The sequence below is a fragment of the Photorhabdus stackebrandtii genome (assembly GCF_011189495.1).
Lineage (GTDB): Bacteria > Pseudomonadota > Gammaproteobacteria > Enterobacterales > Enterobacteriaceae > Photorhabdus > Photorhabdus khanii.
This window is the reverse complement of the sequence record NZ_PUJV01000022.1, coordinates 25163-48345: the sequence shown is the minus strand read 5'-3', so window position 1 is coordinate 48345 and position 23183 is coordinate 25163. Positions and strand designations below refer to the sequence as shown.

The 23183-nt window shown below is 41.8% G+C and carries 18 protein-coding genes and 1 pseudogene; 12 read left to right on the top strand and 7 right to left on the bottom strand.

The features are described 5' to 3' along the window. Positions 1–341, bottom strand: a pseudogene (locus C5470_RS16360) (type II toxin-antitoxin system RelE/ParE family toxin). Between the two features lie 482 nt (positions 342–823). On the opposite strand from C5470_RS16360, the gene C5470_RS16355 reads away from it, so the two are divergent. The 7 genes from C5470_RS16355 to waaB all read left to right on the top strand — a co-directional run bounded on the left by C5470_RS16355 (position 824) and on the right by waaB (position 7062). Next, a complete protein-coding gene (locus C5470_RS16355; RefSeq protein ID WP_166290727.1) occupies positions 824–1720 on the top strand; it encodes a hypothetical protein in 897 nt (298 codons plus the stop codon). A gap of 11 nt (positions 1721–1731) precedes the next feature. Then, the gene (locus C5470_RS16350) at positions 1732–2388 is read left to right on the top strand and encodes a hypothetical protein (protein WP_036845855.1); all 657 of its coding nucleotides are present in this window, start codon (positions 1732–1734) and stop codon (positions 2386–2388) included. After that, positions 2388–3548: an aminotransferase class V-fold PLP-dependent enzyme gene (locus C5470_RS16345; protein ID WP_036845852.1), complete on the top strand. Its 1161-nt coding sequence runs from the start codon at positions 2388–2390 to the stop codon at positions 3546–3548. The genes C5470_RS16350 and C5470_RS16345 overlap by 1 nt, the downstream gene beginning before the upstream one ends. 265 nt (positions 3549–3813) lie before the next feature. After that, the gene (locus tag C5470_RS16340) at positions 3814–4437 is read left to right on the top strand and encodes a nucleotidyl transferase family protein (RefSeq protein ID WP_036845849.1); all 624 of its coding nucleotides are present in this window, start codon (positions 3814–3816) and stop codon (positions 4435–4437) included. 13 nt (positions 4438–4450) lie between these two features. After that, on the top strand, positions 4451–5197 hold the full coding sequence (locus C5470_RS16335) for a hypothetical protein (RefSeq protein WP_166290725.1): 747 nt from the start codon (positions 4451–4453) through the stop codon (positions 5195–5197). A 1-nt stretch (position 5198) separates the two neighbouring features. Continuing rightward, the gene (locus C5470_RS16330; RefSeq protein WP_166290723.1) at positions 5199–5978 is read left to right on the top strand and encodes a PIG-L family deacetylase; all 780 of its coding nucleotides are present in this window, start codon (positions 5199–5201) and stop codon (positions 5976–5978) included. A gap of 10 nt (positions 5979–5988) precedes the next feature. Continuing rightward, a complete protein-coding gene (gene waaB / locus C5470_RS16325; protein WP_166290721.1) occupies positions 5989–7062 on the top strand; it encodes a lipopolysaccharide 1,6-galactosyltransferase in 1074 nt (357 codons plus the stop codon). A gap of 121 nt (positions 7063–7183) precedes the next feature. Here the strand turns inward: waaB and malM are convergent, their stop codons facing one another. From malM to malK, 3 genes are all read right to left on the bottom strand, one after another. Next, positions 7184–8101 carry a maltose operon protein MalM gene (gene malM, locus C5470_RS16320; protein ID WP_166290719.1) on the bottom strand — a complete coding sequence of 306 codons (918 nt, stop codon included), beginning with the start codon at positions 8099–8101 and terminating at the stop codon, positions 7184–7186. Between the two features lie 122 nt (positions 8102–8223). Further along, positions 8224–9516, bottom strand: a complete 1293-nt coding sequence (locus tag C5470_RS16315) for a maltoporin (protein ID WP_166290717.1) — start codon at positions 9514–9516, stop codon at positions 8224–8226. Positions 9517–9552: 36 nt separating this feature from the next. Then, the gene (gene malK / locus C5470_RS16310) at positions 9553–10662 is read right to left on the bottom strand and encodes a maltose/maltodextrin ABC transporter ATP-binding protein MalK (RefSeq protein ID WP_132355256.1); all 1110 of its coding nucleotides are present in this window, start codon (positions 10660–10662) and stop codon (positions 9553–9555) included. A 382-nt stretch (positions 10663–11044) separates the two neighbouring features. Between malK and malE the strand changes: the two genes are divergently transcribed. The 3 genes from malE (at position 11045) to malG (ending at position 14827) form a co-directional block, all read left to right on the top strand. Continuing rightward, complete coding sequence (gene malE, locus C5470_RS16305) at positions 11045–12244, top strand: maltose/maltodextrin ABC transporter substrate-binding protein MalE (RefSeq protein ID WP_166290739.1); 1200 nt, start codon at positions 11045–11047, stop codon at positions 12242–12244. Positions 12245–12367: 123 nt separating this feature from the next. Then, positions 12368–13924 (top strand): maltose ABC transporter permease MalF, encoded by a 1557-nt coding sequence (gene malF, locus C5470_RS16300; protein WP_036845826.1) that lies wholly within the window; start codon positions 12368–12370, stop codon positions 13922–13924. 12 nt (positions 13925–13936) lie between these two features. Beyond that, positions 13937–14827: a maltose ABC transporter permease MalG gene (gene malG / locus C5470_RS16295; protein ID WP_036845823.1), complete on the top strand. Its 891-nt coding sequence runs from the start codon at positions 13937–13939 to the stop codon at positions 14825–14827. 66 nt (positions 14828–14893) lie between these two features. On the opposite strand, the gene C5470_RS16290 is transcribed toward malG, so the two are convergent. After that, positions 14894–16909 (bottom strand): LTA synthase family protein, encoded by a 2016-nt coding sequence (locus C5470_RS16290; protein ID WP_036845821.1) that lies wholly within the window; start codon positions 16907–16909, stop codon positions 14894–14896. Positions 16910–17951: 1042 nt separating this feature from the next. Here C5470_RS16290 and C5470_RS16285 point away from each other — a divergent pair. Together C5470_RS16285 and C5470_RS16280 are read left to right on the top strand one after the other, a co-directional pair. After that, positions 17952–18206, top strand: a complete 255-nt coding sequence (locus C5470_RS16285; protein WP_152963723.1) for a type II toxin-antitoxin system Phd/YefM family antitoxin — start codon at positions 17952–17954, stop codon at positions 18204–18206. Continuing rightward, a complete protein-coding gene (locus C5470_RS16280) occupies positions 18203–18457 on the top strand; it encodes a Txe/YoeB family addiction module toxin (RefSeq protein WP_152963724.1) in 255 nt (84 codons plus the stop codon). Before C5470_RS16285 ends, C5470_RS16280 begins: the two co-directional genes overlap by 4 nt. A gap of 198 nt (positions 18458–18655) precedes the next feature. On the opposite strand, the gene malQ is transcribed toward C5470_RS16280, so the two are convergent. Together malQ and malP are read right to left on the bottom strand one after the other, a co-directional pair. After that, positions 18656–20743: a 4-alpha-glucanotransferase gene (gene malQ, locus C5470_RS16275; protein ID WP_166290715.1), complete on the bottom strand. Its 2088-nt coding sequence runs from the start codon at positions 20741–20743 to the stop codon at positions 18656–18658. A 9-nt stretch (positions 20744–20752) separates the two neighbouring features. Further along, a complete protein-coding gene (gene malP / locus C5470_RS16270) occupies positions 20753–23161 on the bottom strand; it encodes a maltodextrin phosphorylase (RefSeq protein ID WP_166290713.1) in 2409 nt (802 codons plus the stop codon). Between the last annotated feature and the right edge of the window lie 22 nt (positions 23162–23183).

Below are 23183 nucleotides of genomic sequence, written 5' to 3'. Positions count from 1 at the left end.
TTACTCCTTTTTTAGCTTTTCCAGATGTGCCGTGAACTCACGATCAGCAATCGGAATCATTGTTTGATAAAACCGTTTCTCGTCTCCGGTTTTGTTACCAGCGCAAAGCAAAATTCCTCTCCGCTTGGGGTCGAACGCAAAGAATGCTTGGAGCGGGTCGCCTTTGCTTTGGACGCGTTGTTGCTGTGGCATGAACCGTTCACAGTGTCTGCGTATGGCCTGGGCAACATAGGGCCTCTTTCTCGAAGCGCTATTATTGAAGCTAGCATATTGGCCCTATCGGTATCATCCAAAGCATCGAACCATGCATCAAAGGTGTCCGTCGTTTCTATAGCCCATATAACTACTCCTTACTCAATATAGGTTAAATGCTATATAGGTGAAAATCTATAGTCAAGAAAAATCGGTATCTTGTACGAGGGTGTGAACTTTCATGTGTAAAAGTATTGAACTTGATTTGTCTATGAGCAGTTCCGACAAAATCACCTTAAACATACAATAGATATTATTTGGCATGCAGAAATAGTTCATCGTGTTTAATTCAGATGGCTGGTCAATGTGATTATTTTATTTAAAGTCACACCATATAGAATTTATGAAATATTCTTCTTTAAAGAACCTATTTTTACCGGTGTTCTTATATCATTAAAGGCGACTTTAATTTAATCTTTCAGGATAACGAATTACGGTTTGTACTGCTGCTGAATCTTTAAATCATGATACAGGTCATAAAATACAATATTTCATGTTCATATACTCGAAAATAAATATAAACTGAAAATGAGAGGCAATTAGCGCCAATATAAAATAACGAGATAAGATAATGGAGAATATTGAAGACAGGAAAAATGGAGTAATCTTGGTCTGCGAAGACGTAACGGAGGATAATTATATCCTGTTAAATAATCTTTATAAGCGTAATATAGGAAGCTTAGACTACTTTATTTGGAAGAATATTAAAGAAAAAAAATATAATATCTCTAGTGAAATAAAAGCATTTTCGCTTAAAAGAAACGATACATACTTGTCAATTGTTATAGCAAGAAAGTGTGAATTTAGTCTTAAACATAGGCAAGTATCCATTAATATGCTTAGCGATTTTGGCATAGATGAATGTGTAAAATCGCGAACTTTGATAATAGAAAGTGCTAAACAGACACATCGTAATGATGTGGATGCGACGGTATGTTACTCAGATGAAAGAAAGATCAAATGTTATTCAAAGATTTTCGAAAAATACATATGTGACAGAGTGAACGTTTTTGATTTTACAGAAATAATAGTAGAAGGAGCTACCAAAATCGATGTAGACCTGAGTGATTTTAATGAAATAGATAATATTAGTAAAATCAATTTTTTCGGCAGAGAAGTAAATAGAGATTGGATCGCTTACTCAAAGCAGTGTCCTTGCTACAAGCATATTAAGTTGTTAACTGTTGGGAAAGAATTAGCGATATTGGGTTTTGATGATACCACGGTGGAAGTGATAGGTTTGTCAAATACATCTCCCCGTACAATTATATCTATAATTAACGCTTGTTGTGCTATTAGGACGAAATGCAGAATAATTTTACCAAATCCTATTTATTCTGAACTACAAAGTAGGCTAAGTAAACATAATATTATAAATAAGTTTAGCATGATGATTGCCTGGCATACCGAAGAAGATTTCAATTTATGTCATGAAGATATATTTATCAATAAAATCGACAAACGATAAAGGAGTTTAAAATGGGATGTATTTTTTGTCACCCAGAATCTTCCTTTGAAAAAGATAAAATACTTTTACAAGGAAAATATTTCTATGCTTTTGTACCTAAAGGCCAGATAATTGAAGGTTATATAATTATTGCTACTAACAAATGTAATACTGATTTAGGGGGATATCGGTGCTTTGCAGAAATATACGATGAAGAAGCAATAAAAGAATTGAAACAGTTTAAGAATATAATAAATGATTTTTATCGCGAATATTACAATATAAGTCATCCTATTTGTTATGAAAATGGGCGAGCTGGTGGTTGTATCGTCATGGATCCAAATCAAAAGTACTGTTATCATGCACATTTATGTTGTTTCCCTACTGAGATTGATCTTCATAATAAATTAAAGAATCAATTTAAAATGCATACAATAGACTCATTAGATGAACTGAAAATGTTCGGTGAGGCTGGCCCCTATATCTATGTTGAAGATAGTGGTAATAAATATATTTTTACGATAGGTGAATCAGATTTCATTGAGAGAGGAATGATAAGAACAGTATTGGCAAATAGTTTAAATATGCCAGAAAGATCCGATTGGAGAGCTAATGAAGGAATAAAGGAGATGAATGCGACTGCTAAAAAATTCAAATTATATATTAATAACCATATGGAGATTGGATAATGTTATATGCAGATGCAGCTTCTACCTCATGGCCAAAGTCACAAGAAGTGAAAGACATGATAAATATGTATTTAGACACTCTTGGAGTAACTCCAGGGCGATCTTTATCGCAACAATCTAAAAAGGTTACCGAACTCATTGAAGAGTGCCGACATGAATTAATCGAACAAACGAAATTAAATGGTCATGGGACAGTCATTTTTAACTCAGGAGCAACGTACTCACTCAATGAATGTATAAAAGGTACGCTTAAACCGGGTGATAATGTCATTACTACCCATTTAGAACATAATTCAGTACTCAGACCCATAAACCATTTAAAAGATATTGGAGTAAGTAGTCAATTGATCGATGTGACAGATGGTGAAATTGATATATCGCATTTGGAGATTTTATTAAGGAATAAGAAAACTAAGCTACTAGTAGTTCATAGTTGCTCGAATACTATTGGTACATTTTGTAATATAGATGAGGTAGGAAAACTGGCACATTTATACGGAGCAATGGTTTTAGTTGATGGTTCACAATCTTTTGGTTCACAATTAATTGATTTATCGAAAGGTAATATTGATTACTTTGTTTTTAGTGGGCACAAAAGTTTAGGAGGAGTATCAGGTATTGGGGGATATTTTATTCTTGATAATGGATTTTCTCATAATGAATTAATCCAGGGTGGGACAGGTGTATTATCAAGATTAACAACACAACCAACTGGAATACCATACAAGTATGAATCGGGAACACAAAACACTATTGGCATACTTTCATTGTTGGCGTCTATAAGGCGTTTAAAAAAAATTGGGATAGAGAACATTCAAAATCAATTACAAACTCTGCGTACCACTCTTATAGATGAGTTATCACAATTAAATAAAATCAAGCTAATCTGTAAACATAATGTTGGCTTACCAACAATTCTTCTTACAGTGGAAGGTTATCATCCCGGAGAAGTTTCTTATATACTCGAGAACAAATACAATATTATTACACGTCCTGGGTTGCAATGTGCACCATTAGCCCATAAAAAATTTGGCACTTACCCTGATGGTACTGTTCGAGTTAGCCTTGATACGTCGCATACAGCGGAAGATATTTTAAAAATAAAATCTGCCTTGATTGAAATCACTGAAGGAAGTTGTGAAGGAAATACTGATAATTAATGAGAGGAGCTCAGATAACTTACGCAATTTAATAATAAGTGGAACTGTGAATAAAACATTTAAATTTCATAGCCTTAATGTTAAAACAAAAGGATTCTCTGCTGATAAATAGTCAAGTAAATTAATTTGATATTTATTTCAAGAAAATAAAGATGTGTCATTAATCACCATTAGTAAATAATACAAGGATAGAATTTTATAAATATATGGAATTATAAGGAAGTAATATATATTTTATTAACAATAATAACATATAGGAACATATATGAATATACCTAACAACAATGAGCGTTATATAAATAATTTAATTGATGGTAGATTGAATTATATACATATTGATAGAAAAGGGGACTTTAGCAATACAAACATAGACTGGAAAAATGCGTTAATTTTATCGGGTTCTTTCAATCCACTTCATAAAGGTCATGAAGAATTAAAAGAAATCGCTACAATGATGACTAAAAGAAAACCCTATTATGAACTGTCAATTAAGAATGCGGTAAAACTTACCATTCCAACCGATGAAGTTTTCAAAAGGATAGAGCAATTCAAGGATAAAGGTAATATAATTTTAAGCGATGCTACGTTTTTTACTGATAAATCGCATATTTATCAAGGAGCAATTTTCGTAATTGGTGCTGATTTATGTCAAGAAATTAATAACCCTATTTATTATGGCGGTGAAGAGGGATTAAAAAAATCTCTTATGACAATTAAGAATAATGATTGTAGATTTCTTGTGGCTGGCCGTTTTTTTAATAATAAATATCATGCAGTTGATGATTTGGTAAATATTAGAAAGGAGCATCGTTTTTTATTTGAATCTATTCCAGAAAGTCTATTCCGATTAGATATATCATCAACAGAAATAAGGTTAATGAATAAATAAAAGGAGATAAATCATGAATAAAGAAAATCACAAAAATCTGCTGGATAACGAAGTTAATTTAAATTCAACATATTTAACCAAAGAGATTCAGAGAAGATTAAAACAAGCTTCATTTATATTTAATCCTGGTGATATAACTTTAAATTCCCAGCTAGATGGTTCACAAATTAAATTATTTTATGAGATATGTGCGTTCTTGGAGCAGGACGGTAATTTAGATATTCTTGCCTCTTGCATACACGATTTATGGTGTGCAAAATATTTAATCGATAATAGAACTGCTACGCAAGATTCAATAACAAAACTTGAAGTTGAATACAATTTGCAAGTCAATTTTTTAAAACCTTATCAAGCATTCACAGAAAAAGAGAAGAAGTTTGAGAAAAGGTTAATCAAGAGCGACTTGAGTATTATATCAGAGATAATGAAAAGTATTTATTTATACGATGACAATATTGCATCTGGTAATTTTAATTATGAGATGTTACTTTCTACAAACGATGCTATTTTTTCAGATTTAATGACAATATTAGGCCACAGTGACAGTATAATAGAAATTGCAGCAGAAAAAATCCATGCCAGTTGGTTTGATATAATGAAAGAATTTTATGCCGATGATGAAAGAGTCCAATCAAAAGAAAAGCTAAATATTAACAACTCAGATTTTATAAAAAACAGGGATGGGATACGCATTGATTTAGCCGCTATTTATATTGTACTCATGGAAATAAAATATAACCGCCTTTACATGGAGGTTTGAAATGATACATTTATTTCTATCACCCCATTTAGATGATGTAGCTTTAAGCGCTGGCGGTTTAATACATAAATTAGTTTCAGAAAATCAAAAGGTAGTTATTTTAACATTTTTTACTGAGTATGACAAAAATATTGCATCTCATTACTTATACTCTGCGAATAATGATAATATGAATTCATTTATAAAACTTTATTCAAAGCGAGCTAATGAGGATATCGCCTTTTGTAATAAATTATCAGCGATTCCAATACATGGTAGAATTTTAGATTGCATTTACAGAACTGATCAATGCGGTGAACTTATGTATAAAAATTCTGCCATTATTTATAGTGGTCTGGTACATAAATCAGATTATGCATCCGATATGGCTCAAGATCTCATCGACAAAACATTGTTAAATTATCAGCCTGATTATATATATGCCCCTTTGGGAATAGGTCGACATGTGGACCATATTATAATAAATAATCTTGTACATAATATAACAGGTTCACGTAAGTTAAAAATATTACTTTATGAAGATTTCCCTTATGTTTTAGGTGAATATCCTATTATTAATCCCGATAGTGTGGAAAATTCTTTATTAAGAAATAACAAATTTGATAAGCGAGCTATATTGTTAGATATTGATTTAAAAGAAAAAATGCAAAATATTTTATTTTATGAGTCTCAATTAGAACCTCTGTTTGGTAACAAATCAAATCTTTTAGTCTCATTGAGAAAATATCATCAATCTATTAACAAAATCAAAATACAAGAACGTTTTTGGTTAATTAAATGAAAGATTAACAATGAAAAAAATATTTATAATATACCATGATCTTTTCTTAAATGGATATGGTGGGGTAGAAATGGTATGTTCGAGTTTAATAAGTTTAATTAACCGTGCCAACATTGAAATTGATTTCATTTTCATATCCTTAAATGAGATAAACAGAATTGAAAATCATGCTTGGTTATCTAATGCTCAACATATATCCTTAGCATCAAGCAATTACAAATCTCGCCAGGATATTGCATGCGAATTATCCTTGATATTAGCAAGATTTTACCCTGAGATTCTAATAAGTTTAGACACAACATCCTGTAATATTGCTCGACTTTCCTGTGAAAAAATTAATTTCCCAGTAAAAACTTACTCTTGGCTGCATACTTCCATTAGAAATCCTACCCCACAGAAAATTAAAGATTTATGCTGTGCCGACGAGCACCTTGTAATCAGTTCTGGTTTACGAGATCAAATGTTATCCTTTGGGATAAAAACAGAGAAACTTCATCTTATTTTCAATCCTATCAAAATGAATCCCTTTATAATTCCTCAACCAAAACACATAGCTAGATTATTATATGTTGGAAGAATTCTTGCCTATAAGTCAAAAAATCTAACTGAACTATTTTTAGCGCTTTCTCAATTACATGGTCATTGGGAATTACATATGGTAGGTTCTGGTGATGATGAGAGTTACTTAAAAAAATTATCTTCACAACTCAATATAAATAACAATATTATTTGGCACGGTTGGCAAGATCAGCCTTGGGAATTTGTAATGAGTAGCATAAAAGAAGTATCCGCTTTTATTTTAACATCAAAATATGAAGGTTTTGGCATGGTATTAGCGGAAGCAATATCCTATGGTATCTATTGTATAAGTTCAGATTGTAAGTGTGGTCCGAATGATATTATCAACGATTTAAATGGCGAGATTTATAAATCAGGTAGTATTCTTGAGTTGTCTAAAAAATTACAACTCATTATTGATGGATATAAAATAAGAGATCATTATGCAATAAAAAATTCTATTGCCTTTCTTTATGAAGACAATTTCCTGTTAAGAATTACTAACGCTTTATCTCTCCACCGGTAAGTATCTCCTGTCGTAACATATTATGAGTGTTAAACTTAATGCTCTCCTCTTCGGAGAGCATTTGTTTTGCATTGAACAAACTAATGGTGCACTTACTATATAGCCAACATAGGTAAATGATTTATCTCTTGTTTTTGATACTGTTAATAAACGTTTCTCGTGCAGTTGAAGATCCCAGGCGTTCTGCTTCATCCAGCAGATTCAGCGCCTTATCAATATTGCCGTTATTAATTTCGTTTTTAATTGCATCACTGAAATAACGTTCTGTGTCGTTCAGGACAGGTTTGGTTTTCAGTGGAGTGCGCTGTGTTGCGGTAGCTTGTGTTGGCCCAACAACGACAGGCTCCAGTGCCGGGCCTGATAAGACTTGACCAATAGTGATGTTGCCGGTGTTTTGTTCCGATTTCACTTTCAGCTTTAATGTACCGGTTTCTGTATGGCGGGCAACGGGATCTGGAATAGCGGGAACGGCGTTGCCGACTCCTTGAGCATAAGCTTTGGCGGGATCAATCATTTGTGTTGATTTTTGCAAATCGGTACGAGTGGTATAGACCAGCACATAAATTTGCTGTTGTCCTAATGCTGGCGTCAGCTTTAATGTGCCTTCCAACCGATCTGTAGACATAACCCCCGGACGTTCATACGGAAAGTAGTCACTTGGATAAAATGCTGCGGGGCGTAATCCCTGATCAAGCACCAAAACATTTGGTGCATAAACTTGTTTATCTTGTACTAAACTGCTCAGCATAATGTCCAGTGAGCCCCGATTTGCCGGAATGGCGAATGCTGCGATTGGCCCCTGAATATTTCCTTCATTAAGGTGCTGGGATGTGGCATTGAGGATAATGGTCTGCGTATCGTTTGGGTTAACTGGCTGCCAGTTCAGTTTTTGCAGTGCTGCTGTTGAGAGGGAAGGTGCAACAGCATCCTGTGTCGTGGTTGCCTTAGTTGTTGTAGTGATAGGTGTTGCATAGCTTATCAGAGGAGCTGCGCTACAGAGTAAGGCACTAAGACAAAATGAGATAAGTTTGGTTTTCATTTCTTACCTTTGTTCGGTTGAAAAAAAAAGACTGATATCCACGAGCAAAAGGCATATCAGTCCAAAGCGCTAATAGTGGCTAAATAACCCTGTTTACCTAAAACCAGCCGTTTTTAATGGCATTACCACCAGGCTTCGAATTGTGCACCAAAGGTGAATTCATCATCGTTGCCACGGCTGAATTTATGTGTTGCTGTATCACGGTAGGCCATGCCAGTGGTGTAGTTATCGCCGTCGTCTTTCCTTGCATTACCCCATTTTTCATCCCATTTGGCATAGGTGACGAACAGGCGGATAGCCGGACGGGACCAGATGCTATCACCAGCCTGCCATTGCTGGGCTAGGGTGATTTTGTACTGATCGTTAGTGTCATTGGTACGCTGAGATTTGACATTATCATAGCCAATATCCATCAAGGTACTCATCGTTGGTGTCCATTTGTACATTGGACGTACACCAACCGTATACCACGTGTTGCCGTTGTTGTTATCACGGTCAGTATCTTGATACATCGCTACATACATGAGATCCCATTTTTCCGCGAGATTAATCGCGCCATGATTCAGGATGCGTAGCATATAACCGTCATTGTTTACACTGGCTCCTTCAGAGCGACCACTGTTGTTAGAGGTCATGGAGTCTGTTGCGTACTGTACGACAAATTTGTTGAAGCCTCCGGACACGCTTTGTGTATGCTCGGCAGTAAACATGAAACCATCTTTGGATGCGTTGCGGTCAAGGTGATAGTTGTCCCGCGCATTAGCACGCCCATAGTCAAAACCAAGTTCCAGACTACCGCCGGGGTTCACTTCCAAGCCGGACAGACGTATGTCGTAGACATCGTTAGACGTGGGAATTTCATGGTTCCTACCGGCAATCCAGCCATGAGAACCGCCAGACTCGGTGTTACGGGTGACGGCCAGAGAAAGTTTGCTAAAGCCCAGATCGATATCTTGCAGGCCGGCACCGGGACCTGAGATATCCCAGTAGTAAAAGTCGATCATATGTACGTCATGACGCTGGTAGAAGCGTTTACCTGCCCACAGTGTTGAGCCTGGCAGCCAGTCGATGACGTTCTTCGCCTGGACATTCACTTCACGGAAAGCGGGATTGGTGGATTCCCAGTCACTTTGTTGCGCTACGGAATAGGCTACGTTGGTATCGAAGTAGAAGCTCTTATCGCCGTCTTTCCATAGCTCCTGACCTAACTTAAGTTCAGCATAGGTTTCACATTCATTACCTAAACGGTATTTGCTCTGCGCACCGGTACTTTGGAAACACTGTTGCTCGCCACCGCTGCCAGCCCAGCCAATGCCGGAACGGGCGTAACCGTGGAATTCTACGGCTGACGCCTGCATGGACAGTAATCCAGCCATAACGGTTAGTGAAATAGGTAATATACGCATTGATTTCATCAATTATTCTCCTGTCGTTTGTTAATTAGTTCAGGCTCAAACACCGGGTTCTTTATGCAAACGCTGGCATGCTGTTCCGTCTTCCCGGAATAAATGGCAGCGGTGGGGAGGTAATCCGATGGTGAAGGAGGCCCCTTCTTCCACGAGCACAACATCAGGCTGGCGATAAACCAGATTTTGACGAATAGCCGGGATTTCAATGTGAACCTGGGTTTCATTCCCCAATTGCTCGACAACCTGAACTATGCCTTCCAGCGTGACATCTGCGATATCACTAGGAAGGAGGTGTTCTGGGCGTATACCCAGAGATACATTGCTGCCTACTTTTACCCCTTGGCTTTCTACGGGAAGCCAGATTTGCTGGCGATTAGGCAGAGTAATTTGCACCTGATCGACGGCGGTGGCCGTGACTTTAACTGGCAGGAAATTCATTTTGGGTGAGCCAATAAAGCTGGCAACAAAACGATTAACGGGATAGTGGTAAAGCTCAAGTGGTTTGCCGATCTGGGCAACATCCCCGCCATCCAGTACCACGATTCTGTCGGCCAGCGTCATTGCTTCAACCTGATCGTGGGTGACATAAATCATCGTACGTTGCAGGCGTTTGTGTAGGCGTGAAATTTCAATGCGCATTTGGACGCGCAGTGCGGCGTCCAGATTGGAAAGTGGTTCATCCAATAGGAAAACATTCGGTTCAGCGACCAGAGTACGGCCAATGGCGACCCGCTGGCGTTGGCCGCCTGATAGTGCTTTAGGGCGGCGATCAAGCAGATGAGCGAGTTGTAGCATCTCCGCAACTTGCTTCACGCGCTGCTGAATGTCACTTTTTTTGGCGCCGGCCAGCTTCATACCAAACGACATATTGTCTGCAACAGACAGGTGGGGGTACAGTGCATAGGATTGAAAAACCATTCCAACGCCACGCTTGGCTGGTGGTACATCATTTATACGTATATTGTTGATCAGCAAATCACCAGAAGTAATATCTTCCAGACCTGCAATCATCCTTAATAGTGTCGATTTTCCACATCCTGATGGACCGACAAAAACCACGAATTCTCCTTCCTGTATCTCAAGGTTGATGTTCTTAGAAATAATAGTTTCACCATAAGCCTTAGATACATTACGTAGTGTGACGCTCGACATGTGTTCCCCCGGACTATCACCGCAATCCACGGTGAAAAATGATAAGCCAGAGTGTGTTTAAGATAGCGGGTGAGTAAATCCTCCATACCCAAATTTTTTGTGGGGGAGGAGCCAGGAGGATGAGATAAGAGCTGTTGAGGTGGCTAGGTATGAGCTGCTGGATAAAGTGTGATCTTTACTACAAAAAGAGGTGTCTCTTTTTGTGGTCAACAACACGGTTCCTCTGTTTTTGTAATGTAGATCACACCCATCTCAGTTGGGGCGTAGAGCGGGGGAGGATGAGTATTTCTATTGTCGGTTGCACACTAGCTTCGTACCCTCCGCCAATGTAACAAAACAGTTCACCCTGAACCTATTCACACTATAAGTAAAGGACGGAATGATGACAAAAACAAACTTGAAAGTGGGCGCCCGTACCCTGGCGCTTTCTGTTTTAGCTACTCTTGTGCTTTCTGCCTCTGCTTTGGCAAAAATTGAGGAAGGTAAGCTGGTTATCTGGATCAACGGCGACAAAGGCTACAACGGTCTGGCACAAGTCGGTGAGAAATTTGAAAAAGATACGGGGGTCAATGTTACTGTTGAACATCCGGACAAGCTTGCAGAGAAATATTCGCAGGTTGCGGCAACCGGTGATGGGCCGGATATTATTTTCTGGGCTCATGACCGTTTTGGTGGTTATGCACAGTCGGGTCTGGTGGCGGAAATTACGCCGGATCAAAACCTTAAGGACAAACTGTTTCCATTCACTTGGGATGCTGTGCGTTACGACGGTAAATTAGTTGGTTATCCTATTGCAGTTGAAGCCCTCTCCCTTATTTACAATAAAGACCTTGTAAAGACACCACCCAAAACTTGGGAAGAGATCCCTGCTCTGGATAAGGAATTGAAGGGTAAGGGCAAAAGCGCTCTTATGTTTAATCTGCAAGAGCCTTATTTCTCCTGGCCGCTGATTGCTGCTGATGGAGGATATGCTTTCAAAATGGAAAATGGTGCATATGATGCTAAGAACGTCGGGGTTAATAATGCCGGTTCCAAAGCAGGGCTGAATTTTATTGTCGATTTGGTAAAAAATAAGCATCTGAATGCGGATACCGACTATTCCATTGCCGAAGCAGCGTTCAACAAAGGTGAAACGGCTATGACTATCAATGGTCCGTGGGCGTGGGCCAACATCGACAAGAACAAGATAAATTACGGCGTGACGTTATTGCCGACGTTTAAAGGTCATCCATCCAAGCCGTTTGTTGGCGTATTGACGGCAGGTATTAATGCCGCCAGCCCGAATAAAGAGTTGGCGAAGGAGTTCCTGGAAAACTATTTGCTGACCAATGAGGGGCTGGCAATGGTGAATAAGGATAAACCGCTGGGGGCCGTGGCGCTGAAATCCTATCACGATATTCTGGCTAAGGACCCGCGCATTTCTGCCACGATGGAAAATGCTCAAAAAGGCGAAATCATGCCGAACATCTCGCAAATGAGCAGTTTTTGGTATGCCATGCGTAACGCTGTTGTTAATGCGTTGACCGGCCGTCAGACTATTGATGCCGCACTGAGTGACGCAGAAGCCCGTATGACCAAGTAGCCTGTAGACACCCTTTTCTGAAAGGGTGTCTCTTTCCCGTAACGACTAAGGATGTTACTTGCGGAAGATTGATCCAATTATCAGCAAAGCTGTTACAGTCGTAGTAAAAGGAATAAGAGCATTATGTCAGCGACGCTCAAAAAAATATCATGGTGGCAGTATTCTGCTCTGAAATGGCTTGCAGTGAGCCTGTGTATACTCTTTACCGGTTATCTGGTGGTCTTGATGTACTCACAGGGAGAGTATCTGTTCGCAATGCTGACGTTGGTATTGTTGGGAACGGGGATTTACGTTTTCGCTAACCGCAATACTTATGCCTGGCGTTATGCTTATCCGGGCATCGCGGGAATGGGGCTGTTTGTGTTGTTTCCGCTCATTTGCACTATTGCCATTGCCTTTACCAACTATAGCAGTACGAATCAACTGACTTTTGAACGTGCACAATCTGTCCTGATGAGCCGTCAGTATCAGTCAGGGCAAACATTCACTTTCAGGCTCTATCCAAAATCCGATCTATGGATTCTGGCATTGGATGCACCGGGCCAGACTAAGCAACTGGTATCGGAGCCGTTTTCTCTGTCAGTAGCGGAAGAAACGACTTTACATTTGCATGAACAGGACAACGCCCAGAGTGGTGAAGCGGCGACATTGCGTATTATCACCCAGAATCGACAGGCGCTGAACCAGTTGGTTGCCGTTTTACCAGATGGTAAGCAACTGAGAATGAGTTCGCTTCGTCAATTCTCTGGTGTACATCCTCAATACTCTCTTGGGGAAGATGGCAAGACTCTTACTAACAATCAAACAGGCACGCTTTATCGCCCTAATACCGATACCGGTTTCTATCAGTCTGTTAATGCTGAGGAGCAATGGGGAAATGAGACGTTAACGCCGGGATTTACTGTTTCCATTGGCTGGAAAAATTTCCTGCGTGTGATACAGGATGAAGGTATTCAGAAGCCGTTTCTCTCTATTTTCGTTTGGACGGTTGTGTTTGCTCTGTTCACTGTGGTACTGACTGTTGCTGTTGGCATGGTCTTGGCCTGTGTTGTGCAATGGGAAGCATTGAAAGGCCGTGCTGTTTATCGCGTGCTGTTAATCTTGCCGTATGCCGTGCCATCGTTTATTTCTATTTTGATTTTTAAGGGGTTATTTAACCAGAGTTTTGGTGAAATCAACCTGTTGCTTAACGGCCTGTTTGGTATTAAGCCCGCTTGGTTTACTGATCCGACACTGGCGCGAACCATGCTGATTGTGGTGAATACCTGGTTGGGGTATCCCTACATGATGATCCTCTGTATGGGTTTGTTGAAGGCAATACCAGATGATCTGTATGAAGCATCGGCGATGGATGGTGCTGGCCCGTTTCAGAACTTTTTTAAGATTACCTTCCCGCTGCTGATTAAGCCGTTGATGCCGCTGATGATTGCCAGTTTTGCCTTTAATTTCAACAATTTTGTTCTGATTCAATTGTTGACTTATGGCAGGCCGGATCATATTGGCACTACGACGCCGGCGGGCTATACCGATTTACTGGTGAGCTATACCTATCGTATTGCTTTCGAAGGGGGTGGTGGCCAGGACTTTGGATTGGCTGCGGCGATTGCCACCGTTATCTTTTTGCTAGTTGGTGCACTGGCCATTATCAATCTAAAAACCACCCGTATTAAATTTGACTAAGGAGGGAATGCAATGGCGATGGTTCAACCCAAATCACAGAAATGGCGTTTGTGGGCGACGCATTTGCTGATGTTAACCTTTATTGCCATGATTTTATTCCCGATGTTGATGGTTATTACCATCTCCCTGCGGCCGGGGAATTTTGCCACGGGTAGTTTGATCCCAGAAAATATTTCTTGGGAGCACTGGAAATTGGCGCTTGGCTACAGCGTGGTCTCATCGGATGGTCGTGTTACTCCACCACCTTTCCCGGTTATGCTATGGCTTTGGAACTCTGTGAAGGTTGCCTTTATTACCGCTGTAGGTATCGTTACGTTATCAACCACCTGTGCTTATGCTTTTGCCCGTATGCGTTTTCGCGGTAAAACCACCTTGCTGAAAGGTATGTTGATTTTTCAGATGTTCCCGGCAGTTCTTTCCTTAGTGGCGTTATATGCCTTGTTTGACCGATTGGGGGAGTATATACCGTTTATCGGCCTCAATACTCACGGCGGCGTTATCTTTGCCTATCTGGGGGGCATTGCGTTGCATGTCTGGACGATTAAAGGTTATTTTGAAACCATTGACGGCTCTCTGGAAGAGGCTGCTGCGCTTGATGGCGCGACACCGTGGCAGGCTTTTCGTATGGTCTTGTTACCGCTCTCTGTACCGATTTTGGCCGTGGTGTTCATTCTTTCCTTTATTGGCGTGATTACGGAAGTGCCTGTTGCTTCACTGCTGCTGCGGGATGTGAATAATTACACTCTGGCTGTGGGCATGCAGCAGTACCTTAATCCACAAAACTATCTTTGGGGAGATTTTGCCGCCGCCGCTGTGCTCTCGGCACTCCCGATTACCATTGTTTTCTTGGTTGCTCAGCGCTGGTTGGTTAGTGGTTTGACCGCTGGGGGAGTAAAAGGCTGATTGTGACACTTATCAGTGTGAATCCCTTTAATAGATTGAGATTAAAGGGATTCACGGAAGTATCAATTATTGCTGGTGGTGAACTTGACGGTTTAACTGCCATGACAGTAAATCAGTAAATACCTGCCAGCGATGAAACTGTTTAGTCTGCTCTGCTGTCATTGGCTGTGGTTCACCTAATAATAATCCCGTTTGATTTGCCCACGGTCGAAATTCACCTTTGCCTATCATGATATAGGCCCCTTGCGGTGTAATAGTCACTTCCGGGTTATATCCCTGACACCAGATAGGGTCCAGATGTTCAGTCAGCAAATTACAGCCGGTACGGTAATAAGTCGTATTTGATAGGCTTAAATGATAGAGAGTTGGCCAGATATCTTTATGGCTGCCGACTCTGGTCGCATCAAAAGTCGTGTTATAGCGATAATCAGGCGGCACGTAGAGATAAAGTGGTACGCCGTGACCAATTGCCAGTTCATGGGCATCTGGATAACTGATACCCCGCATATTATGGTCACCGGTTGCTGCAATAATAGTATGGGAAGCCAGTGACTGAGATTTTACCCAACTGATAAACTGCCCCAACTGATCGTTGGTATAACGCAGAGTATGGAAGACCTCTTGTAACTCATCACCGCTAGCCAGATGGCTTAGGCGTTGTTTCTCTGCATCGTTTAGCTTAATGTCGGTTTTCTGATAGCCTTTTGGTGACTTATACGGTGGGTGATGGGTAGTAGACAATGACAGAATCAGAACATGTTCTCCGTTCTTCTCTGCCTGAGTCAGGCGTTCTTCAATATAACGGAACATAAACTCGTCAGGTACACCCCAAGTACCGAATTTGGCTTCCGGGTAGCGTTTTTTCAGCCCATTCTGATCGATAAATTCACTGACGCCCAGATTTGGCAGGAACTGATTCAAATTACGCCATGCTCCGTTACCGGATGTAACGAAGATAATCTTGTAACCATTCGCCAGATAGGGTTTAAACATATTGCTGGTGAAATCGAGATTTTGGGCAGTGGATTGGCTGATTGCACTGTTCGGGCTACGGACCAGGAAGCGGCTCAAACTGTCAATAGTGCCGTCCCCTTCAGAAACAAAACGTTCAAAACGCCAATCGTTTTGCCAGTGCTGACGCAGGGCGCCAAAAACATCAAGGTTTGGACGATCCAGGCTTTGCAGGTGATAGCCCATGCTTTCCATCACGTTAAATATTACATGGGGTGGTTTTTTCTGAGCGACAGGATTGTCGGCGGTTTTAGCCATAAACGGCGACAGACTAGCCGGCGTTGGATTATCCAGAAATTGGCTTAATAGCTTGCTACCTTGCTCATCCGTTGCTTCTGGGAAATAGCTGTTTTTGTCATGATCATTAAAGGCCCAGTTCAATGCCATTGGACCATTAGGTGTCAGCATATTAAGTATCTTAACTTCTGAAACTTGTGTATTGGACTGACGCAGTGGAAAGGTCCCTATGGAGCCGCGCATTCCAACGAAGCAGATAGCCAAAATAGCCAGTGTCGCTATAGCAGAAATTGGCAAACTGGTTTTGCGTGCTGTACGTAAGGTAAGGTGGCGTTGCCAGCGGAGACAAAGCCAGAAGACGAAAGCGGTAAACAGAACTAAGCACAGTAAGCCACGGATAATGGGATAGTCATTCCACAGAGTATGCAACACGGCTTTCGTATCATCTTCCACCAAACCGAAAATGAAAATATCAATCGACCGTTCATAAGTGGCATAGTAATAAACATTGCTTACAGTTAAAGCCCCGACCAGTGTATTGAGTATTGCAGCCAGCCACGGATAGCAACGCTGCCATAGGCTGAAACTGTTTTTGTGAATGGCAAATAAGCCGGCAATCAGCAGACAGGGAACAAATAGCAGACTGGCAATACGGATATCAAACAGCCCGCCAATCCAGAACATTCGTTCTACATCTTGAATAGAGTCAGCAAGGAGCTGATGGCTGCCATAAGTGAGGAGAAGATAGATTCTTCCCGCCATTTGTATTGATACAGCCAGCAGCCAGGGAAGTAAAAGAGCGATAAAAGCCTGTTTAAATCTGGGAAACCACATAATGCCTTCTTAATTAGAATGGATTAGTAAGATTAATTTGGTATTTTATGGGTAAAGATCCTAGCTTATTTAGTAAATGATTGCCTATCCTAATGTTAGGTTATTTTATTAGACATTTTTTGCAGTAAACAGCAGGTCTGACCAAGGCCCAGACAAAATCGATTGAGAAAGGATGGTTTAGATTATAAGCCATCTTTTAGGTTGCTGACAAAACCATTTTTAAAAATAGGTGTTTTCGTTTCACTGAGAATTTCAGATAGCGTGTTGTCGGCTGATTAGTTTTCTCTTATCTAATAACAGTTTATTGCATCAACGATGATAAAAGGTTTGGCAGATTAATCAGCCAGAAAGGTGATAACAGTTGGGCAGATATTTAAGCGTTAACAGAGCGCGAAAATATTTTGGAAAGTAACGGTATGAATTGATTTTAGCGTTAAATCACATTAAAGGCATAAAAAGAGGTATGGTTTAAATCAAATCGCAGACCAGATTGATTAAAGCAGTGTAAAGCAAGTTTAATCTGGCGTATTTAAGGCATTGCAGTTTTACATAATAAATTGCAAAATAATAGTACTGTAAGTAATCCGATTTATATTCTGTTAAATCATTTGCTTAGAGACTGTAATTTCTTTATGACAAAGTTTATTGTCAGTTGAAAACATTATTAAAGTCGGTTTCTTTGGTAAAATAGATTTTATGATTAAGTTATTCATATTCTTATTTGTCTTTTTTCCAGAGAGATGAGCATTAATAAAGTTTTCATTTTTCACTGATAGTTTTATGATGGGTAGGTTTTGAACTGTTATTAAACGTCATTTTTTTAACTTTTGGTTTTAATCGGTATAAGGTTTTAGCAATTGTTTTTACCCTTTTTAGCGCCCAAGGTGGGATTCCACTTTATTTATAATTTATCCAGATATGATTTCGCCTCTAAAATGAGGAAGCCAGCCCTGATGGTATACAGAAATATTGTTAGCGCAACACTTGCGTACTCATATTTGCACAAGTACAGTTATGGGTACAACATTGTGAGGTAATGACTATGAATACGATGAGTTATTCAGCATTCCGGGCTAACTTGGCCAGAACCTTGGATAAAGTGAATGATGACCACAAGCCCGTTATTATCACTCGCCAGAACGGTAAACCAGCGGTCGTTATTAGCCTGGAAGATTTCCAGTCTTACGAAGAGATGGCCTACTTGATGGCCAGCCCCAAAAATGCTGCGCGTTTGAACCAGGCTATCGCGGAAGTGGAGGCCGGTAAAACCGTTGAGAAAGGATTATTGGAAGAATGATTTTATCTTGGGCGGAAATGGCATGGGAGGATTATCTGCATTGGCAACAAACCGATAAAAAAATCTTAAAGCGCGTAAATACGTTAATTAAAGAGATTAAACGGCAGCCCTTTGATGGGCTTGGTGATCCAGAGCCACTAAAGCATAATTGGTCGGGATATTGGTCCAGGCGGATTGATCGAGAACATCGCCTAGTTTACAAGGTGACAGGCGAAACAATCGTTATTGTGCAATGCCGCTATCACTACTAATAAAACTTTATTGATGCTCCTTGCTGTGCGATATCAGAAAATGCTTTGGTGAAAACTCAGCAGTGATAGTCGAGGAGCCAAAAGTCAGCAATCTTAAGGATGGTTTAGATTATAAACCATCCTTGAAAATCATAATTTCATTAAGTTATTAAATGGGAAAAGATCGCACTTTCAGAGGAGAACCTGATGTTACGGTGTTCAGTTCTCGGCTGCCCCTGCTTTTTTACGACATGTATTCAAATCATTCAGTAATTGGTTTACATGATCATCACTGAACATCGTTTCCAGTGTGGTATTTAATTTACGTCGCCAGTTGGGATATTCCATTGTAGTACCTGGAATATTGACGGGTTTATCCATATCCAGCCAGTCTTCGGGTTGCAGTCCCAGCAGTGCGCAGGTGCTGTGGGCAATATAGCGATGTAATCCCTGGTTTATCTCGGGTGACATTGCCACCTCTTTCGCAGTGTGGCCGATATGTTCCGGAATACAGCCGTAGCGATGCAATCCCTCTAATAACTCTTGTTTGCTTGCCTGACGTTCGGTATATAGCCTTTGAAGAAGATCTTTATCAGGATATAGCTTGAGTGATTCCCCAAGTGTCAAATCGGCACTTTGCCAGAATCCGCGCAAAGTAGGCAGATCATGGGTGGTTATCGTTGCCATTGCTTGTACTGGGTAATCATTCGGTGCACGGACTTCTCCCTGTCCATTACGCTCAAAGTAGAGCACTTTATAAGAATAGACACCGCTGTCGCGCAGTTTGCTCACAATTTCTTCCGGCACGATACCCAAGTCTTCACCAATGACCAGGCAGCGATGACGTTGACTTTCCAGTGCCAGAATTGCCAGCAGATCATCAACTGGGTAGTGTACATATGCCCCTTTGTCGGCGGTTTCGCCATAGGGGATCCACCAGAGCCTGAGCATCGACATAACGTGGTCAATGCGTAGGGCGCCGCAATAGGTCATATTTGTGCGCAGCAGTTCAATAAACGGTTGGTAAGCCTGGGTTTGCAAAACATGAGGATTCATTGGTGGCAGGCCCCAGTTTTGACCCAATGGCCCCAGGGCATCCGGTGGCGCTCCCACTGATGCTTTGGTGCAGTAGACAGCCCGGTTGCACCAAGTTTCCGATCCTCCTTCGGCTACGCCAACGGCTAAATCTCGGTAAAGCCCAATCGGCATTTCACTGGTTTGACTTTGTGCAAAGCAGTCTGCAAGTTGAGTATGGGCCAGCCACTGTAGCCAGAGGAAGAATTCCACTTCTTGCGGGTGAGACTGGCAAAATGTTTGTACGGCTTCGCCGTGTGGATCGCTATATTCTTCCGGCCATACAGGCCAGCCCCAACAGCTGTTATTTTTAGCGTATAGCAAACAGTGCAGGGCGTCATAGACGGCTTGATAGTAGAGGCCTTCACCACCTTGAATGACGAATTGGCGAAAAGAGACCTGTTGGGAGTCAGCTTCTGAACGGGTATTGAACTGTTGATATGCCAGACGCAGTGCTGCCATTTTCAACGCCATGACTGTGGTGTAATCCACCCATTTTGTGCTGCGGGCATGTTGTAACATGCGCTGAGTCGTCTGAGTTTGCCACCACTTCTGCGCTTCTTCACTGTGTTTGAAATCTTCAATCTGATTAACATCAATGTAAATCACATTAAGCCAGTTGCGTGAAGAGGGGCTATAGGGACTGGCGCTTTCTGGCATAGCTGGATGCAGCGCATGCAATGGATTCAATCCGATAAAGGAACCCCCGCGTGCCGCCATCTCTTTCAGCATGTATTTCAGATCGCCAAAATCTCCGATTCCCCAATTGTTTTCTGAACGCAGTGTATAGAGCTGTACACAGGCACCCCAAAGTTTTTCCCCCTTTAACAGCGCATTTGGCTCATAGCAGCGTTTGGGCGCGACTATAATTTGTATAGACCAGCATTGGCTGCCTTGCGTCAGAGTAAGGTGATGGTATCCCTGAGCAAGGGTATCAGGAAAAGTCAGTTGATGGCTGCCATGTCCCTGAAATTCTTCTCCTTGTTCTGTCCGTATCTGCCATTGGTAGTTCCTGTCGTCTTTCAGGGTGATAGTGAAGTGCTGCCCTTGAGTAAAAACTTTTACTATCGGTACGGGGGAAACCGGCTCGTTGGCCGGTTTGTTTACATTTATGGCATCTAACAGGCGGTGCCTGGTGTCTGCGGGAATCGCCTGTGGTTTTCCATAAGCATTGATATAGCTGGCAACAATGCCAGCCTCGGTCGCTAAATGATCGAGGCTCTTATCCTCCATGATTTTTCCTTATCTCTTTGCTTGCCAGATACGTTGTTGATAATCCCGGATTGTCCGGTCAGAGCTGAACATGCCCATTCGGGCGGTATTCAGAATGGCGCTGCGTGTCCAGCCTTGAGTATCACGGTACAAGGCATCGATCCGCTTATGGGCATTGCAATAGGAGGCAAAATCAGCCAGTACCAGATAAGGGTCTCCACCTTCAATCAAGCTGTGCAGCAGCATGTCAAATGCCCGCTTATCACTGTAGCTGAATTCGCCGCTGGCCAGTGCCTTGAGTATATTGTCCAGATGTTTATCTTCCTTGAGTAACGTCAATGGATCATAACCGGCAGCTTTCAAAGCTTTCACTTCTTCGACGGTGTGTCCGAAGATGAAAATGTTGTCGTCTCCCACTTGCTCGGCAATTTCGACATTCGCTCCGTCTAATGTTCCGATAGTCAGTGCGCCATTTAGTGCGAGTTTCATGTTTCCTGTACCGGAAGCTTCCTTACCGGCAGTGGAGATTTGTTCTGAAACATCGGCAGCCGGGATCATAAGCTCTGCGACAGAAACTTTGTAATCGGGGATAAACGCGATCTTGATGCGATCACGAACAATAGGATCATTATTGATCTTTTCAGCGGCTTGATTGATCGCAGAGATAATGTTTTTTGCCAGATAGTAACCTGGTGCTGCTTTCGCACCAAACAGGAATACGCGTGGAACGATATCCAGCGCCGGATTTTCCTGAATTTGCTTATAGAGCGACAGGATGTGTAGCAGGTCCAGATGCTGACGCTTATATTCGTGCAGGCGCTTAATGTGTACATCGAAAATGGCGTTTGGATCCAGCTTAAGCCCCATTACTTTATTCACATAATTGGACAGGAGGATTTTGTTGCCCTGTTTGACCGCCCGATACTCTTTGCAGAAAGCAGCGTCATCTGCATAGGGTTCAAGCTCTTTAAGTGCATTAAGATCGTTAATCCATTCACGGTTAAGCGTCCGATCGATCAACCCTGACAAGGCTGGGTTACACTGTTTGATCCAACGACGCGGGGTAACACCGTTCGTCACGTTATGGAATTTGTTCGGCCACAGTTGGTGATATTCTGGGAAAAGATCCTTAACGATCAGTTCTGAGTGCAGCGCCGCTACCCCGTTCACGGCAAAGCCGGCGACGACGCAAAGGTTCGCCATCCGCACCTGATGGTTATAATGTACCGCCAATTTTTCCCATACGGCTTGATCGCCTGGCCAGGTTTTCTCCACCAGATTTTTGAAACGGCGGTTAATTTCTTGAATGATGTCGTAATGGCGTGGCAGCAGGTGGCTTACCAGATGTTCATCCCAACATTCTAGCCCTTCCGGCATCAGCGTGTGGTTAGTATAGGCGAAAGTATGGCTGGTTATCTCCCATGCCGATTCCCAGCTTATTTGGTGTTTATCCAGCAGAATGCGCATCATTTCAGGAATGGCAATCGTTGGGTGGGTATCGTTAAGCTGGATAACTTCATACTTCGGCAGATCTTCTATTTTGCGTCCTGCCAGATGATGGCGGCGCAGGATATCCGCCACAGAGCAGGCACACTGGAAATATTGTTGCATCAAACGCAGGCGTTTGCCTTCCTGATGGTTATCATTCGGATAGAGAACTTTCGTCAGCTTATCTGCTTCAACACCTTGCTGTTCTGCTGCCAGGAACTGACCGTTGTTGAATTTGTCGAGATCAAATGGATCAGCATGTGTTGCTTGCCACAGGCGCAGTGGTTGGGTAACACCGTTGTGATAACCAATAACCGGTAGATCCCAGGCTTCCCCAATCAATGTAAATTCAGGGGCCCAGGTTTCGCGCCCATCGTCTGTCATTAAGACTTCGCCACCAAAATTAACTTCAACATCCAACTGAGCATTGTGGCGGAACCAAGGGTAGGATTCACGCCCCCAATTGTCCGGCTTTTCAATTTGCTGCCCCTGCTGAAAAGACTGGCGGAACAAGCCATATTGATAATTCAGACCGTAGCCGATTGCTGATTGGCCAACGGTTGCCATAGAGTCGAGAAAACAGGCGGCAAGCCGTCCGAGTCCACCGTTGCCTAATGCGGGATCCGTTTCTTGTTCCAGCAGATCGCTAAGAATGATATTTTCTTCTGCCAGGTAAGTCTGAACGTCTTCGTACCAGCCAAGGTTGAGCAGATTGTTTGCAGTCAAACGGCCAATCAGAAACTCCATAGAGATATAGTTCACATGGCGTTGTTGTTGGTCGGAAGGAGCAGTGATCTCAGGGCTTGAGGGCAGTAGTTCTGACAGGGCCGCACTGACGGCTTGCCACCACTGATGCTGAGTCATTTCCTGTGCTGATCCGAGGCCAAAGCGCTGCCATTGACGCGTCAGCGCAGCTTGAAACTGGGCTTTATCTAATCTGGTCTGTTGCATGGAGTCTTCATCCTGTAGCTGA

Bases quoted from the DNA above. Each gene is read 5' to 3' on its own strand.
- malK (WP_132355256.1), bottom strand. From the start codon at position 10,662: ATGTCGAGCGTCACACTACGTAATGTATCTAAGGCTTATGGTGAAACT.
- malF (WP_036845826.1), top strand. From the start codon at position 12,368: ATGTCAGCGACGCTCAAAAAAATATCATGGTGGCAGTATTCTGCTCTG.
- C5470_RS16335 (WP_166290725.1), top strand. From the start codon at position 4,451: ATGAATAAAGAAAATCACAAAAATCTGCTGGATAACGAAGTTAATTTA.
- C5470_RS16285 (WP_152963723.1), top strand. From the start codon at position 17,952: ATGAATACGATGAGTTATTCAGCATTCCGGGCTAACTTGGCCAGAACC.
- malG (WP_036845823.1), top strand. From the start codon at position 13,937: ATGGCGATGGTTCAACCCAAATCACAGAAATGGCGTTTGTGGGCGACG.
- malE (WP_166290739.1), top strand. From the start codon at position 11,045: ATGACAAAAACAAACTTGAAAGTGGGCGCCCGTACCCTGGCGCTTTCT.
- waaB (WP_166290721.1), top strand. From the start codon at position 5,989: ATGAAAAAAATATTTATAATATACCATGATCTTTTCTTAAATGGATAT.
- C5470_RS16315 (WP_166290717.1), bottom strand. From the start codon at position 9,516: ATGAAATCAATGCGTATATTACCTATTTCACTAACCGTTATGGCTGGA.
- C5470_RS16345 (WP_036845852.1), top strand. From the start codon at position 2,388: ATGTTATATGCAGATGCAGCTTCTACCTCATGGCCAAAGTCACAAGAA.
- malQ (WP_166290715.1), bottom strand. From the start codon at position 20,743: ATGGAGGATAAGAGCCTCGATCATTTAGCGACCGAGGCTGGCATTGTT.
- malM (WP_166290719.1), bottom strand. From the start codon at position 8,101: ATGAAAACCAAACTTATCTCATTTTGTCTTAGTGCCTTACTCTGTAGC.
- C5470_RS16350 (WP_036845855.1), top strand. From the start codon at position 1,732: ATGGGATGTATTTTTTGTCACCCAGAATCTTCCTTTGAAAAAGATAAA.
- C5470_RS16280 (WP_152963724.1), top strand. From the start codon at position 18,203: ATGATTTTATCTTGGGCGGAAATGGCATGGGAGGATTATCTGCATTGG.
- malP (WP_166290713.1), bottom strand. From the start codon at position 23,161: ATGCAACAGACCAGATTAGATAAAGCCCAGTTTCAAGCTGCGCTGACG.
- C5470_RS16355 (WP_166290727.1), top strand. From the start codon at position 824: ATGGAGAATATTGAAGACAGGAAAAATGGAGTAATCTTGGTCTGCGAA.
- C5470_RS16330 (WP_166290723.1), top strand. From the start codon at position 5,199: ATGATACATTTATTTCTATCACCCCATTTAGATGATGTAGCTTTAAGC.
- C5470_RS16290 (WP_036845821.1), bottom strand. From the start codon at position 16,909: ATGTGGTTTCCCAGATTTAAACAGGCTTTTATCGCTCTTTTACTTCCC.
- C5470_RS16340 (WP_036845849.1), top strand. From the start codon at position 3,814: ATGAATATACCTAACAACAATGAGCGTTATATAAATAATTTAATTGAT.